The 15,076-nt window shown below is 56.2% G+C and carries 16 protein-coding genes; 8 read left to right on the forward strand and 8 right to left on the reverse strand.

Annotated features, from left to right (window positions below; all coding sequences use genetic code 11):
- Positions 1–286 precede the first annotated feature (286 nt).
- Together AC1MEA_RS20200 and AC1MEA_RS20205 are read right to left on the reverse strand one after the other, a co-directional pair.
- Entirely contained in the window at positions 287–2,032 is a 1,746-nt protein-coding gene (locus AC1MEA_RS20200) for a phosphoethanolamine transferase CptA (protein ID WP_219059747.1), read from the reverse strand.
- A 393-nt stretch (positions 2,033–2,425) separates the two neighbouring features.
- A complete protein-coding gene (locus tag AC1MEA_RS20205; RefSeq protein WP_219059746.1) occupies positions 2,426–2,611 on the reverse strand; it encodes a DUF6026 family protein in 186 nt (61 codons plus the stop codon).
- Positions 2,612–2,919: 308 nt separating this feature from the next.
- Here AC1MEA_RS20205 and gnd point away from each other — a divergent pair, with 308 nt between their 5' ends.
- The 4 genes from gnd to AC1MEA_RS20225 are packed head-to-tail and all read left to right on the forward strand — an operon-like array spanning position 2,920 to position 8,082.
- Positions 2,920–3,897 carry a phosphogluconate dehydrogenase (NAD(+)-dependent, decarboxylating) gene (gene gnd, locus AC1MEA_RS20210; protein WP_480417183.1) on the forward strand — a complete coding sequence of 326 codons (978 nt, stop codon included), beginning with the start codon at positions 2,920–2,922 and terminating at the stop codon, positions 3,895–3,897.
- Positions 3,897–5,426 carry a glucose-6-phosphate dehydrogenase gene (gene zwf / locus AC1MEA_RS20215; protein WP_219059744.1) on the forward strand — a complete coding sequence of 510 codons (1,530 nt, stop codon included), beginning with the start codon at positions 3,897–3,899 and terminating at the stop codon, positions 5,424–5,426. The genes gnd and zwf overlap by 1 nt, the downstream gene beginning before the upstream one ends.
- Complete coding sequence (locus AC1MEA_RS20220) at positions 5,423–6,241, forward strand: HAD family hydrolase (RefSeq protein ID WP_219059743.1); 819 nt, start codon at positions 5,423–5,425, stop codon at positions 6,239–6,241. Before zwf ends, AC1MEA_RS20220 begins: the two co-directional genes overlap by 4 nt.
- A 17-nt stretch (positions 6,242–6,258) precedes the next feature.
- Positions 6,259–8,082 (forward strand): glycoside hydrolase family 15 protein, encoded by a 1,824-nt coding sequence (locus AC1MEA_RS20225; protein ID WP_219059742.1) that lies wholly within the window; start codon positions 6,259–6,261, stop codon positions 8,080–8,082.
- Here AC1MEA_RS20225 and nhaB read toward each other — a convergent pair.
- From nhaB to AC1MEA_RS20245, 4 genes are all read right to left on the reverse strand, one after another.
- Positions 8,066–9,568, reverse strand: coding sequence for a sodium/proton antiporter NhaB (nhaB, locus tag AC1MEA_RS20230; protein WP_219059741.1), 1,503 nt, complete (start codon positions 9,566–9,568; stop codon positions 8,066–8,068). The genes AC1MEA_RS20225 and nhaB overlap by 17 nt on opposite strands.
- A gap of 97 nt (positions 9,569–9,665) precedes the next feature.
- Positions 9,666–10,346 carry a DNA oxidative demethylase AlkB gene (gene alkB / locus AC1MEA_RS20235; protein WP_480417184.1) on the reverse strand — a complete coding sequence of 227 codons (681 nt, stop codon included), beginning with the start codon at positions 10,344–10,346 and terminating at the stop codon, positions 9,666–9,668.
- Positions 10,347–10,394: 48 nt separating this feature from the next.
- Positions 10,395–10,574: a hypothetical protein gene (locus AC1MEA_RS20240; RefSeq protein WP_219059739.1), complete on the reverse strand. Its 180-nt coding sequence runs from the start codon at positions 10,572–10,574 to the stop codon at positions 10,395–10,397.
- 34 nt (positions 10,575–10,608) lie between these two features.
- On the reverse strand, positions 10,609–10,914 hold the full coding sequence (locus AC1MEA_RS20245) for a DUF1883 domain-containing protein (protein WP_219059738.1): 306 nt from the start codon (positions 10,912–10,914) through the stop codon (positions 10,609–10,611).
- Between the two features lie 166 nt (positions 10,915–11,080).
- Between AC1MEA_RS20245 and AC1MEA_RS20250 the strand changes: the two genes are divergently transcribed.
- Together AC1MEA_RS20250 and AC1MEA_RS20255 are read left to right on the forward strand one after the other, a co-directional pair.
- Positions 11,081–11,431, forward strand: coding sequence for a hypothetical protein (locus AC1MEA_RS20250; protein ID WP_219059737.1), 351 nt, complete (start codon positions 11,081–11,083; stop codon positions 11,429–11,431).
- A gap of 51 nt (positions 11,432–11,482) precedes the next feature.
- Positions 11,483–11,713, forward strand: coding sequence for a hypothetical protein (locus tag AC1MEA_RS20255; RefSeq protein ID WP_219059736.1), 231 nt, complete (start codon positions 11,483–11,485; stop codon positions 11,711–11,713).
- A 58-nt stretch (positions 11,714–11,771) separates the two neighbouring features.
- Here AC1MEA_RS20255 and AC1MEA_RS20260 read toward each other — a convergent pair whose 3' ends face one another.
- Together AC1MEA_RS20260 and AC1MEA_RS20265 are read right to left on the reverse strand one after the other, a co-directional pair.
- Positions 11,772–12,053: a hypothetical protein gene (locus AC1MEA_RS20260; protein ID WP_219059735.1), complete on the reverse strand. Its 282-nt coding sequence runs from the start codon at positions 12,051–12,053 to the stop codon at positions 11,772–11,774.
- Positions 12,054–12,186: 133 nt separating this feature from the next.
- Positions 12,187–12,375: a hypothetical protein gene (locus AC1MEA_RS20265; protein WP_219059734.1), complete on the reverse strand. Its 189-nt coding sequence runs from the start codon at positions 12,373–12,375 to the stop codon at positions 12,187–12,189.
- A 371-nt stretch (positions 12,376–12,746) separates the two neighbouring features.
- Between AC1MEA_RS20265 and galU the strand changes: the two genes are divergently transcribed.
- Together galU and gorA are read left to right on the forward strand one after the other, a co-directional pair.
- Positions 12,747–13,580, forward strand: coding sequence for a UTP--glucose-1-phosphate uridylyltransferase GalU (gene galU, locus AC1MEA_RS20270; RefSeq protein WP_219059733.1), 834 nt, complete (start codon positions 12,747–12,749; stop codon positions 13,578–13,580).
- A gap of 128 nt (positions 13,581–13,708) precedes the next feature.
- Entirely contained in the window at positions 13,709–15,067 is a 1,359-nt protein-coding gene (gene gorA, locus AC1MEA_RS20275) for a glutathione-disulfide reductase (protein ID WP_480417185.1), read from the forward strand.
- Positions 15,068–15,076: the final 9 nt, after the last annotated feature.

A 15,076-nucleotide genomic window follows, 5' to 3' on the forward strand; every position in this document is an offset into this window, starting at 1 on the left:
GCAAACGTACAAAACCGACGCTGTACCGCCCGTCGGATTGTTCGACAATCTGTCCGCGTGGTTCGGTTACAAGACAAAATCACTCGATTTCAGGCGTATTTGACCCAGGAGAACAGAAGGGCCTGCGCCATTTCTCGGTGCGCCGGGGGTGCTTGTTGGGGCGGGGCTGGCTTGTTTTTGAGCGCGGAAGACTATTTTGCGCGTGACTCAGGTCGAGCCGGCAAGGACATGAGCGTGTTTGGGGGATACAGAAAGGCCTGCCGGATTGGCAGGCCTTTGGGCAGGATTACTGCTGGACCACTTTAGGCGCGATCAACGCAGGAGGGGTGTTGCCGCGCATCAGGCTGAAGTCGGTCAAGCCTTTTTCCTGATAGGGGTCGCCGATGAGACGAGGGCGCTCTTTGAAATCGAAACTGACCAGGCTTTTAGTGCCGTCCAGCTCATCGAAGCTCAGACCTGCCAGTTGAGCCCAGGTGTGAATCAGAGAAGAGCTACTAAAAGGACGGCTCTTGATGCTGGCGAAGTCCCAATTGTGGGTCTGACGCCATTTCTGCGACGCGTAGACCAAAAACGGCACCGTATACATCGGGGCGGTCGGCTTGGCTTCGTTACGACCCAGGACGTCATGGTTCGGGCCGTCGTAAACATCTTCACCATGATCGGAGAGGTACAGCAAAAAGCCGTTGGGATCGGTCTTGGCGAAGTCCTTGATCAGGCTCGAGACCACGAAATCGTTGTACAGGACGGCGTTGTCGTAGGTGTTATAGATCGGCACCTGCGCGTCGCTGACGCCTGCTGGCACACCCTGGCGGTCGGTGAACTTGTCGAACGCCGGCGGATAACGGTACTGGTAGCTCATGTGAGTGCCCAGCAGGTGTATCACGATAAACTTGCGGGGCGCAGCGTCGGCCAGCACTTTGGAAAACGGTTCGAGCACATCGCCGTCGTATTGGGCCGCATTCTGATTACGGTTGTTGTTCAGGTACACCTGCTCGTCGGTCTGTTCAGAGAACGTTGTGAGCATCGTGTTGCGCTTGGTCATGGTCTGCTGGTTGGTGATCCAGTAGGTCTTATAGCCAGCTTGCTTCATGACGCTGACAATCGACGGCGTCTTGAGGTAGAGATCAGGGTTCTCTTCGTTGGCGAAGGTCAGCACTTGCTGCAAGGCTTCGATGGTGTAAGGCCGTGGGGTGATGACGTTGTCGAACACCTGCAGCTGATCTTTGAGCTGGTCAAGGTTGGGCGTCGTTTCACGCGGGTAGCCATACAGGCTCATCCGTTGGCGATTGGTCGACTCGCCGATCACCAGCACCATCGTGGCGGGGAGATTGGCTTGCTGGTCCTTCAGATTGCTCAGCGGCGTAATCTTGCTGCTGCTGTCGAGCATGCCCTGCATGCTGCTCAACTGCTCGCCATAGCGACGATAAGCTACCAGCATCTGCCATGGCACTGCGGGCTCAATGCGGGTTTCGAAGCTCTCGAGTCCTGCTCTCAGTTCGTCATGCCGTGCCAGTTGTTTGATCAGCGGATAACCGATGATGGTGAATAGCAAAAGGAACGAAACCACCCAGGCACGAGGGCGTGGCATGTAGACCGGCCGCAAACGTGACCAGAGGAAAATCGCCATCGCAGTGTGCGCCAGGAAGCCCAGCACCATCCACCAGGCGAAATACTGGGTCATGTATTCGCCAGCTTCCGAGACGTTCGACTCGAACATGATGAAGATGACGCTTTGCGAAAACTCCTGCTGATAGATGAAGAAGTAACCCAGGCTGGCCATGGAGCAGGCCCACAACACGACGCCGATGACTGCGGCCATCACGCGTGTTTTAGCGGGGAACAGCAGCATCGGCGCTAACCAGATGCCGCTCATGACAAAGGCTTGGCGGAAACCGGCAAAACCGGAAGTTCCGGTCACTTGTATAAGGAGTTGGGTGATGCCAGAGAAATACCAAAAAAACAGGAAAAGCCAGCACAGTCCGGCCCAGTCAAAACCTTTCGGAGTAGTCGCGCTCCGTTTGAAAATCGCCATCAAGGGCTCCAGCACGTTAACAAATCGAATTGCCGGTTACGGAGGTCCGCACCAGCGAATTTTTCCCGGCGTTCGGGCTGCTTTTAAAAAAGGCTGAAATTTTAGTCAAAAGTTTGTGAAAAGAATGTGAACTATTAGTCCTTTTCCGAGGGGCGGCACAGGGAGACGCTTTAAGCAGGCGCGCTAAAGCATGCGTCTGGTTCGACGAGTCAGGAGATAGGCGGGACACATGTATATAGGTGGCGATGGGATTTTTTGATCCTCAAACCTTTAAGGTGAGCATCAAGCGGACGCTAATCGGGGGATCGCGGAGATTCAAGGCAGGCGAATTGCCGGGCAAGCCAACGCCCCGATCGGGCAGTGCGTGGCTTGCGGCGAGGACGCAAAGTGGCGTCAGTTGCAGGCTTGCAGACCGTGGGTGGGTCCGGCCAGCAGAGACTGAGACTCTTGCAGCAGCAAGATCAAATGGGCGACTTTATTCTGCAGTTGATCGCGTTCATCTTTGAGCTGCTTGAGCTCATCACGACGGATGCTGACATACAGGGTCTGGGGGGGACGTGCTGCTAGTAATGTGCCCATTGCTCACCTCGCAAATGGTGTGTTTCAACAACGTTAGCGGGAGGGGGGCGGTAATCATCCAAGCCTTAACCACCTTTGCCAACCACTCTCGCTGCCGATTCTGATTTCTTTTTCGCAAGAATGGAACTTTTTTATTTTTTATTGTCAGGAACGTTTCCTGATCGCGGAAGCGCGCGTTATCAGGCAGGCTCATGCCGACACCCCAGCCTGTTGCGAACTATGTCCGAGCCCTCTGGACTAACCTGTTGTGTACTACCGGGTTATCAGGTGAGGCATTCCCTTTTCTTTGCATTAAGGAGCACCACCACATGCAACTTGGAATTATTGGACTGGGCCGCATGGGCGGCAATATTGCTAGACGGTTGATGCTCAAGGGCCATTCAACCGTAGTTTACGACTGGGATGAAGCCTCCCGCACTACCCTTGCCAAAGAAGGCGCAACCGCTGTTGCAGACATTGCCGCGCTGGTGGCCACCCTGGAGAAACCACGCGCAGTGTGGGTCATGCTGCCAGCCGGCGAGCCGACGGAAGAGACCATCGACGCCCTCAGCGAACTGCTCGAAGCTGGCGATGTGATCATTGATGGCGGTAACACGTTCTATAAGGACGATATTCGCCGGGCCCAGGCCCTCACGCAAAAGCATTTGCACTATATCGACGTGGGTACGTCAGGCGGCGTCTGGGGCCTCGATCGGGGTTACTGCATGATGATCGGCGGCGACAGTGCGGTGGTGCAGCGTCTTGATCCATTATTCGACAGCCTCGCCCCTGGCTATGGCTCGGTGGCGCGGACCAAAGGCCGAGACGCTGCCGATGATCGGGCTGAGCGTGGCTACATTCACGCCGGCCCCGCAGGCTCCGGGCATTTTGTGAAGATGATTCACAATGGCATCGAGTACGGGATGATGCAGGCGTTCGCCGAAGGTTTTGACATTCTCAAAACGAAGGGCTCCGACAACCTTGCGCCTGAACAGCGCTTTGATCTGAATGTGGCTGATATCGCCGAAGTCTGGCGCCGCGGCAGCGTTGTATCCTCCTGGTTACTGGACCTGACCGCCGATGCGCTGGTCACCGATCCGCAACTCGAGGCCTATTCCGGGTCAGTGGCTGACAGCGGCGAAGGGCGCTGGACCATTGATGCGGCCATGGAGCAGTCGGTGCCTGTGCCCGTATTGTCCGGCGCACTGTTTGCACGTTTCCGCTCACGCCAGCAGAGTACCTATGGTGACAAGCTGCTTTCTGCCATGCGCTTTGGTTTTGGCGGACATAAAGAAGGACCAAAATAATGGGCCTGTTGCACTCCAAGTCAAAACAAAAGCCTGAGGTTGCACCCCCTACGACCTTGTTTCTGTTGGGCGCTCACGGCGATCTGGTCAAGCGTTTGTTGATGCCCGCGCTCTACAACCTGAGCCGGGACGGGTTGTTGGGCAGTGGCGTTCACATCGTTGGCGTGGACCACAACGCAATCAGTGACATCGACTTCGCCAAAAAACTCGAAGACTTTATCCGCCAGGAAGCATCGGGCAAGGTCGCCGAGGGCGGGGCTGAGCCATTGGACCCGGAACTGTGGCGCCAACTCGCCTCGCGGATCAGCTACGTGCAGGGAGACTTCCTCGACGATTCCACCTACAGCGATATGGCCGAGAAAATCAAAGACACTAACACCGGGAATGCGGTGTTCTACCTGGCCACGGCACCCCGTTTTTTCAGCGAAGTCGCCAAGCGCCTGGGCTCGTCCGGGTTGCTGGAGGAAACCGATGAGTGTTTTCGGCGTGTGGTGATTGAAAAGCCCTTTGGCTCGGATCTGCGTAGCGCTGAAGCCCTGAACGCCTGCCTGCTCAAAGTCATGACGGAAAAACAGATTTATCGAATCGATCACTACCTTGGCAAGGAAACGGTGCAGAACATTCTGGTCAGCCGTTTCTCCAATGGCTTATTCGAAGCCTTCTGGAATAACCACTACATCGACCATGTACAGATCACTGCTGCGGAAATCGTAGGCGTGGAGACCCGGGGCAGTTTTTACGAACATACCGGGGCGCTGCGAGACATGGTGCCCAATCATCTGTTCCAGCTGTTGGCGATGATCGCCATGGAGCCACCGGCCGCCTTCGGTGCTGACGCGGTGCGTGGGGAGAAGGCCAAGGTCATCGGTGCGATTCGCCCATGGTCCGAGGAGGAGGCGCTGGCTAACTCGGTGCGCGGCCAGTACACCGAAAGTACGATTGGCGACAAAAGCATTGCTGGCTACCGGGAAGAACCCAACGTAGCGGCTGACAGCACCACGGAAACCTTTGTCGCCTTGAAGGTCATGATCGACAACTGGCGCTGGGTCGGTGTGCCGTTCTACCTGCGCACAGGCAAGCGCATGAGCGTCCGTGACACCGAAATAGCCATCTGCTTCAAGCCAGCGCCTTACGCACAATTTCGCGACACCGACATCGAAAGGCTCAAACCCAACTACCTGAAAATCCAGATCCAGCCTAACGAAGGCATGGGTTTCGATTTACTGGCGAAACGTCCGGGGCCGACGTTGGAACTGGAAAGTATCCGGCTTGGCTTTGCCTACAAGGATTTCTTCGAAATGCTGCCCTCCACAGGTTATGAAACGCTGATTTTTGATTGCCTTGCCGGGGATCAAACCTTGTTCCAGCGCGCCGATAACATCGAAAATGGCTGGCGTGCAGTGCAGCCGTTTCTGGATGCATGGAGCAAAAACAGCAGCGTCGAGCTATACAAGGCCGGTGAGGATGGGCCCTCTGGCGCCGATGACTTACTGACCCGGGACGGACGTGAATGGCACAGCATCGGATGAGCAGTCAACAGCGGCCCCTCATCCAGTTTGTGTTGTGCGATATCGACGGCACTTTGTTGCGTCCCGACCACAGTTTGAGCCAGGCAAACATAGAGGCAATCGGGCAATTACGAGCGGCCGGTATCCAGTTCACCCTGGCCAGTAGCCGTCCGCCCAGGGCGATGCGTCAGCAGGTTGAAGCATTGGGCATCGATCTGCCGACCGTGGCGTTCAACGGAGGTTTGATTACCTACCCCGATGGCCGCGTGATGTCGGCCCACCGCATTCCGCAGGCGGCAGCTATCACCAGCCTGGCAATGTTTGCCGATCACGAGTGTGCCGTTTGGGTATTCGCCGATGATCAGTGGTTATTGCTCGACCTGAATGGCGCTTACGTTGATCACGAACGTCATACGCTGGGCTACGACCCAATCCTTGTGCCCAGTTTCGCACCCTACCTGGACCGGATAGACAAAATCGTCGCCGCCAGTGCCGATCACGTGTTACTCAAACGTCTCGAAGCGCAGTTGAATCCACACATCGCCGGGCTCGCGCTGGCCTCGCGCTCACAAGTGTATTACCTGGATGTCAACGCGGTGGCGGCGAACAAAGGCGCGGCGCTGGTGACATTGGCCGAGTATGTGGGCATATCGCTGGCACACACGGCCGCCATCGGCGACGGGAGCAACGATGTTGCGATGTTCCGCAAGGCAGGGCTGTCGATTGCCATGGGCCAGGGCGAGGAAAGCGTGCGCAGCCAAGCTGACTACGTCACCGGCAGCAACCTGGAGGACGGCGTGGCGACGGCAATCAAGCGTTACATTCTGCCAGACTGAATTTTTGGATACCGACTATGGCCGCACTGATTGAAGACTATGCATTGCTCGGCAATTGCAGGACTGCCGCGCTGGTCACAAAGGACGGTTCGCTGGACTGGCTGTGCTTCCCTCGATTCGATGCGCCAGCCTGTTTCGCCGCGTTGCTCGGCGACGCGGGCAACGGACGCTGGAAAATCAGCCCGAAAGATCCGGTCAAACACACCGAAAGGCGCTACCGCGAAGGTACGTTGATTCTCGAAACCCTGTTCGAGACTGACACCGGGCGCGCCATGCTGATCGACTTCATGCCCACGGAAACCGCCAGCAGCGTGGTGCGCATCGTGGTGGGACTGGAAGGGAGTGTGGGGTTCGAGTTGGACCTGTCCATACGCTTTGATTACGGCAGCAGTGTGCCTTGGGTTGAAATGCGCGATCCGCACACCCTGACGGCTGTTGCCGGCCCTGAAATGTTGGTGCTGCGCACGCCGACAGCACTGCATGCACTGGATCACCGCACCGGTAGCAACTTCCTGGTCGAGGCTGGACAGCGCAAGGTGTTCGTCCTCAGTCATCAAGCGTCGAATCATCCAGTCCATACCGTTATCGACGGCGAAAAAGCGCTGAAAACGACTGAGCAATTCTGGCGGAAGTTTTCTGATCGATGCCCGGAGGTCGGTCAGTGGTCGGCCCAGGTCAAGCGTTCGTTGATCACCCTTAAAGCACTGACGTATGAGCCTACCGGCGGCATCGTCGCGGCCGTGACAACGTCATTGCCAGAGCAGTTGGGCGGAGAACGGAATTGGGATTACCGTTATTGCTGGCTGCGAGACGCAACAATGACCCTGCTGGCGTTCATGAACCTGGGTTATTACGAAGAGGCCAGCGCATGGCGGGAATGGCTGTTGCGCTCCGTGGCCGGCAATCCGGAACAGATACAGATCATGTACGGCCTGGGCGGCGAGCGGCGTCTGCCGGAATACGAACTGCCTTGGCTCGGCGGCTACGAAAACTCACGTCCGGTGCGAATCGGCAACGCTGCGGCGACGCAAATGCAACTGGATGTGTATGGCGAGGTCGCCGATGCCATGACGCAGGCCAGTAAAGGCGGTTTGCCCAGGCCGCCACGCAGCGCGGCCATCATCAAGGTGATCATGCCGTTTCTGGAAAACGTCTGGCACCTGCCTGACAAGGGCATATGGGAAATTCGTTCTGAGCCACGGCACTTCACCCATTCCAAGGTCATGACCTGGGTGGCCTTCGACCGCAACGCGCACTTCGCTGCCCAGGTGGCTGAAACCGAAGAAGACCATGCATTGGCGCGCCATTACCGTGCGGTTGCCGATGAAATTCATGCGGACGTGTGCCTCAATGGCTTCGATCCGCAACTGGGCAGTTTTGTACAGACCTACGGTTCGACAGCGCTGGACGCCAGCCTGTTGCAGATCGCCTTGACCGGGTTTTTGCCGGCAAATGACCCCCGGGTAATCGGCACCGTTGCCGCGATAGAAAAGGCCCTGATGCAAGAGGGTCTGCTGCTGCGCTACGACAGTGATCGGACGCAGGATGGCGTCTCAGGTAGCGAGGGGACCTTCCTGGTGTGTTCGTTCTGGCTTGCCGATGTATACGTGCTGCTGGGCCGTCATGCTGAGGCCCGCACGTTGTTCGATCGATTGTGTGGCTTGTGCAATGACGTTGGGTTGCTGGCTGAGCAATATGACGTCTTGGGGAAGCGCATGCTCGGCAACTTCCCTCAGGCGTTCAGTCACATAGGCATCATCAATACCGCGTTGAACCTGCACCGCACGGCGTGTCCGGCCAAGGCGCGAGCCAGCGGTTGTGCTGCTACAACCAATAGCTGACCGCGTACCAACCCAAAAGGCCCATGACCACGGTATAGGGCAGGGCCATCCAGACCATGCGCCCGTACGACAGGCGTATCAGGGGTGCAATCGCCGAGGTCAGCAGAAACAAAAACGCTGCCTGACCATTCGGTGTGGCGACGCTGGGCAGGTTGGTCCCGGTGTTGATTGCAATAGCCAGTGCCTCGAAGTGTTCACGGCTCATGTGCCCGGAAATAAACGCCTGCTTCACTTCGGTGATGTAAATAGTGGCAACGAATACGTTGTCGCTGATAGCCGACAGCAGGCCGTTGGCAATGAACAGCATGCCTGGCTGTTGCTCGGGCGGCAGGCTCAGCACCCAGTGGATCAGCGGCGTGAACAATTGCTGATCGTGAATCACCGCGACGACAGCAAAAAACGTGACCAGCAGGGCCGTGAAGGGCATTGCATCCTTGAATGCCTCGCCGATGCGGCTGTCTTCAGTGATCCCGGTAAACGCCGTGATCAGCACAATCACCAGCAGGCCGATCAGTCCCACTTCGGCGATATGGAACGCCAGCCCGCCAATCAGAATCAACGCTGACAGCCCCTGCACGATCAAGGCTGCGCGTTGGTCGTTGGTTCGTTCGGCATTATCTTGAGCCGCGTAGTCAGCCAGCACCTTGCGCACGCTGACGGGCAACAAGGCGCCGTAGCCGAACCAGCCCAGTTTTTCCAGCAGCACACAGGACACGAGTCCGGCCACCAACACCGGCAGTGAAACCGGTGCGACATGCAGGAAAAACTGGCTGAAATTCCAGCCCATTTCATGCCCGATCAATAGATTCTGCGGCTCGCCAACCAGCGTACAGACGCCGCCGAGTGCCGTACCGACCGCGCCGTGCATTAATAAACTGCGCAGGAACGAGCGGAATTGGTCCAGGTCGGCATGGTGATTGGTGTGCAGGCTCTGATCATCGTTGAATGCAATCGGTTCGCGTGGATTGTTGCCCGAGGCGACCCGGTGATAGACCGAATAGAAGCCAACCCCAGCGCTGATGATGACCGCCGTCACGGTCAACGCATCCAGAAATGCCGAGAGAAACGCCGACAAGAAGCAAAACATCAACGCGAGCATGCTTTTCGAGCGCACACCGAGCAACAGACGGGAAAACAGAAACAACAACAGGTCTTTCATGAAGTAGATGCCTGCGACCATGAACATCAACAGCAGGATCACCGGAAAATTGTGCAGCAGTTCGTCATACAGTGCCTGCGGGCTGGTCATCTTCAGCAGCAAGGCTTCGACCATCAATAATCCGCCGGGCAGCAGCGGGTAGCACTTGAGCGCCATCGCCAAGGTGAAAATAAACTCACCCACCAGCAGCCATCCTGCTGCAACCGGGCCAGCAATCCACAGTAACAGCGGGTTAACGAGCAAAAACAACAGCAAACAAAGCTTGTACCAGCGCGGTGAATGTCCGAGAAAATTGTGCGCGAAGGCGCTGGCCAAAGAGCGGGGCATGGAAAATCCTTGAGGTGAGACGTGCCGGCAAAATGCCGTATGCGGTGGTCAAGATCAAGCGTGAGGCTTAGTTGCGGTCTTTCGGGGGTAGTGCGCTTTATCCGGCTTTGCGAAAGGTAAAGTTGATGCGCTGCTCACCCAGCAACTGATGTTCAGCGTGCTTAAGTGGCAAGACGCCGTGATAGCGCAGTCGGTCTTCTCCGCCCCACACCACCACGTCGCCATGAAACAGCGGGATGCGTTGGGTTTTGTCGCTGCGCGCCATGCCGCCAAACAAGAACATGGCCGGGATGCCCAAGGACACCGAGACGACCGGCCACTCATAGTCGAGTTCGTTTTTGTCCTGATGCAAGGACATTTTTGCCCCGGGTGCATAGCGGTTGATCAGGCAGGCATCGGGTACGAAGCCTGCAAATCCGGCCTTGCTCGCCGCAGCCTGGGCCAGTTGCATGAACACATCAGGCAAGTCTGGCCATGGGTTGCCGGAGCCTGGATCAATTGGGGCGTAGCGATAGCCGCTGCGGTCAGTGACCCAGCCGAGACTGCCGCAATTGCTCAAGGCCACCGACATAGTGAAACCACCGGGGGTGACCATATGCCTGAAAGGGGCCTCGCTGAGAACACGCTGTAGCGCAGGCAATAGTTGTTCGACCCGCGACAGAGCGAATCCTCTGAGGACAAACGAGCACGGGCCGATGTTTTCAATGCAGGGTGCTTGCGGTGTGTCATCGGCGAACAGGTCAAGGGTGGCGGGCACCGAACGCTCACGTCGAATCATGGGAAGTTTCTCCTGATTCAGTCTCTATGCCCGTCGCTCAAGCGCTCCTCAGAGCGCCTTGCTGACTTTGACGTCGGTAATGTTATCGTCGCTGGCGTTGTGCATTTTCTTCAGATTCGCCGTGGCCTCCTCGGAGGAGGCTGACTGCAGCTGAGCAAACTCAAACCGGCGTTCGCCGTTGAGTTTGTAGCTGATAGCGTATTTGGTGGTCGCGGTTGGAGTGCTCACAAGGGATTCCTTTTCTGACACGATTCAAGCGTTATCAGCTCAGCCGGGTTGCCGAACGACGAACAATCTTGATGGTGTGAGTGAACGAGGGCTTGCGGCCACCGCCTGCATCGACTTTGCGCCCGGAGGTATCAATGGTGATGTTCCAGAAGCCAGTGCTGGGCGCCACGATCTTCGCCGGGAATCTGTCGAAAGCACCGCCGTGGTAAGTGTGGCGGCCGCCGTTCTTGAAGCTGCGAAAATTCGCGTCATTCATCAAGCGGATATTGCAGAGCTGGGAACACTCAATGACGACGATATCGTCTTCGTTGAGATGCTCGCGCTGGTGTACAAATTTCATGGTGTCTCCGAAAAAGGCTTTTTCTGCAAAATCAAAACGATAGCATGAGCGCGCAGGCATTTATTCGCCGATACCCATTTTATTACGTTAATACTCGATAAAAAGTGCCTAAATCCGGATCTAATCGTTCTCAGGCTTGTCGTAGGATTCTAACTGGAGGGATTGTATGAAATTGGCAGTAGTTTTTTTGGCTCTCGCGATGACCGGCTGCGCGACCCTGGAAGAAATTGAGCATACCCCACCCACCATGAGCGTGATTTCCGGCAAGAGCCCGCACGCTTATGCCGATTGCTTGGTGGGCAAGCTCGCCGACAGCCGCAAGCCGCCATTGATCGAGGCACACCATGATGGCTTGCGCGTCATCATTGCGCAAAAATTCAGCTCGGACCCCGCAGCAGTGGTGATGATCGAAAACCGCTCCAGTGGCAGCTCAATCAAGGTCTACGAACGTATCGCGAACATGCCGCTGCGTCCCATGGATGTACAGAAAGCCGCCACAGCTTGCATCTCCGGCTGATGCGGGAAGCAGGTCTGATGGCGTGAAGAGTTTCGATTTTTTGAGGGATGTATGAAGCGAGAGTTGGTGACGCAGCGGCATGCAGAAGGCAGTATTTCTACCACTCACATCATTCAGAATCCGGCCACCGCCGGGGAGTGGATCGTATTTTTCAAGACAAGCGCGGGCACAAGTTTTTTTCTGGTAGATGACGACGACGAAGTCGAGTCCTTCTGCCAGTTGGACGAGTTAGTGGTAACCATTCGCGGATTGGGTATCAAGTTTGCGGAAATTCACCTGTAAAACGCCCTGTCAGCTCAAACAGTCGACAGGGCGTTTCCTGGCGGGCGTGAAATCAGCGCTACTTGCAGGTCACGATCACCGTGCGGCTCGTGTAGTTGCCTACGTCGACGCCTAGCGTTTTGTCGCTATCTTTAGGTTGCGCCGTTCCATTAGTCGCAACGATGTTGTAGCCCGTGCCCGCGCAAGAGGCGTCCGCTTTCTCGTAGCAACTGCTCCAAGACATGGCTTCTCCTGAGCAGTCGATGCTCAGGCCTTGCTGGCCATTGTTCAAGTAGGTGTTAGACGCTGTCGCACAGCCGGTGAGCCCCAGTACAGCGATAACTGCCAAAAGTTTGTTCATGGTTTCATGCTTCGTGATGAGCGCTATCGGGGAGTGTCTGCCGTTTTTCTGATCGACTGATGGTTTAATAGTTGCGCGCCAGCCCTGCGAGACTTGCGTCCCGCGCACATCGGTGTGGCGACCGTCGTGACGATCAGGGTTTAGGGTTGGAGCGGCGGCGTGGGGCTTTTGGTTGGTCTTGCAGGACGGCAGCGACTTCGATGGCTGCGCTTTCCGAGGCGAACGGACCCGCAATAGCTTCGCCACTGGCGTCGGACACCCACCATTGGCCGTCCTGCAATTTGTTGATCAGGTATCCATTAACGCTTTTCGCTTCCGACATCATCGATCTCTTTGAATGTTCCAGGCTGAGCATGATAAAGCGCATGCCAACACGCTGCACTTTATTCCCGCACAATCAAACGGGGTCAACTACGCTTGAGCGAGTCATGGCATGCCGTGTTCAAGGCGCTGGGGCCTTGGTTCGAGTGATTGAATGTACGCCGTCAGGCAGACAGATTTCGATCATATGCGTGATTTGAAGCATGGACCAACGGTCTTTGATGCGTGCAATATCTACGATGTTGCGGAACTATATGCACTGAAATTCCTCTACCAAAGCAGCGGACGGCCAGTGAAGGGGCATTGTAAGGTTACCGCCGCCTGATTAGACTGCGCCGCAAACAGCCACAGCCTTTTTTATTAGGGACTTATATGATCAAGAAATGCTTGTTCCCAGCAGCCGGTTACGGCACTCGCTTTCTGCCAGCGACAAAAGCCATGCCCAAGGAAATGCTGCCGGTGGTCAACAAGCCACTGATCCAATACGGCGTGGAAGAAGCACTTGATGCAGGCCTGAATGAAATCTCCATCGTCACGGGTCGTGGCAAACGAGCTCTGGAAGACCACTTCGACATCAGCTATGAGTTGGAAAACCAGATCAAGGGTACCGACAAGGAAAAATACCTGGTCGGTATTCGTCGCCTGATCGACGAATGCAGCTTCTCCTACACGCGTCAAACCGAAATGAAAGGCCTGGGTCACGCAATCCTTAGCGGTCGTCCCTTGATCGGCAACGAAGCGTTTGCCGTCGTACTGGCCGATGACCTGTGTGTGAACCTTGAAGGCGAGGGCGTTCTGGCCCAGATGGTCAAGCTGCACAAGCACTATGGTTGCTCGATCATTGCGATCCAGGAAGTCGATCCGCAGGAAACCAACAAGTACGGCGTGATTGCTGGCGATGAAATCAAGGACGGTCTCTACCGCGTCACTAACATGGTAGAAAAACCGGCTCCTGAGGACGCACCGTCCAATCTTGCGATTATCGGCCGCTATATCCTGACCCCCGATATCTTCAAATTGATCGAAGAGACTCCGCCGGGCAAAGGCGGTGAAATCCAGATCACCGACGCCCTGATGAAACAGGCCGAGCAAGGCAACGTGCTGGCCTACAAATTCAAGGGCAAGCGTTTTGACTGCGGCGGCGCTGAAGGCTACATCGAAGCGACCAACTTCTGCTTCGAGCACTTCTACAAGAAGGGCAGCTAAGCATCTGAGTTTCTTTCAGGCTTGCTTATAGGACAAAGCCACCTTCGGGTGGCTTTGTCGTTTCTGGCCAACAGCGCTGACCGACAATGCCGAAGCGGTTATGCTGTTGGCCTGCTAAGGAGACAGCAATGGCCTACGACTTCGACCTTTTTGTGATTGGTGCCGGTTCCGGCGGTGTACGAGCGGCACGTTTTGCCGCCGGTTTTGGTGCGCGCGTAGCGGTTGCGGAAAGCCGATATCTGGGCGGTACCTGTGTCAACGTGGGCTGTGTGCCGAAAAAGTTGCTGGTCTATGGCGCTCACTATTCTGACGATTTTGAGCAAGCCAAAGGCTTTGGCTGGTCGGTCGGTGAGGCCAGGTTCGATTGGCCGACCTTGATCGCCAACAAAGACCGTGAAATCCACCGCCTCAATGACATCTATCGCAACCTGCTGGTCAACAGTGGCGTGACCCTGATTGAGGGGCACGCCAAGCTGCGCGATCCGCATCAGGTTGAAATCGACGGTCAGACTTACAGCGCCGAACACATTTTGATCGCGACTGGCGGCTGGCCGCAGGTCCCTGAGTTCCCAGGGAGCGAATACGCGATTACCTCCCAAGAGGCTTTCTTCCTCAAGCAACTGCCCAAACGTATCGTGGTGGTCGGCGGTGGCTATATCGCCGTGGAGTTCGCGTCGATCTTCAATGGTCTTGGCGCTGAGGTCACTCAGCTTTATCGCGGCGAATTATTCCTGCGCGGTTTCGATGGTGCCGTTCGGACCCATCTGCAACAAGAGCTGACCAAACGCGGCATTGATCTGCAATTCAATTCCGATATCGAGCGTATCGACAAACAAGACGACGGTAGCTTGCAGTTGTCGCTCAAGGACGGTCGTCAATTGATCGCCGACAGCGTGTTCTACGCCACCGGGCGGCGGCCGATGCTGGATAACCTGGGGCTGGAAAATACCCGGGTCAAACTCGACAAGGCCGGCTATATCGAAGTCGACGAACGCTATCAAAGCAGTGAACCGTCGATTCTGGCGATTGGCGATGTCATCGGCGGGGTGCAACTGACGCCAGTCGCGCTGGCCGAAGGCATGGCGGTTGCTCGACGCCTGTTCAAGCCTGAGCAGTATCGTCCGGTTGACTACACTCATATCCCAACGGCGGTTTTCAGTCTGCCGAACATTGGGACCGTGGGCCTGACCGAGGAAGATGCCCGGAAAGAAGGTCACGAGATTCAGATTTTTGAAAGCCGTTTCCGCCCAATGAAGCTATCGCTCACTGACAATCAGGAGCGCACGCTGATGAAGCTGGTGGTCGACGTTAAAACGGATAAGGTGCTCGGTTGTCACATGGTCGGGCCAGAGGCTGGCGAAATCATCCAAGGCTTGGCCATCGCGTTGAAAGCCGGCGCCACCAAACAGATATTCGATGAAACCATTGGCGTACACCCGACAGCAGCCGAGGAATTTGTCACGCTGCGTACGCCCGTCGCCAGCTAAGCTGGTTAA

This window comes from Pseudomonas sp. ASL8, assembly GCF_056680355.1.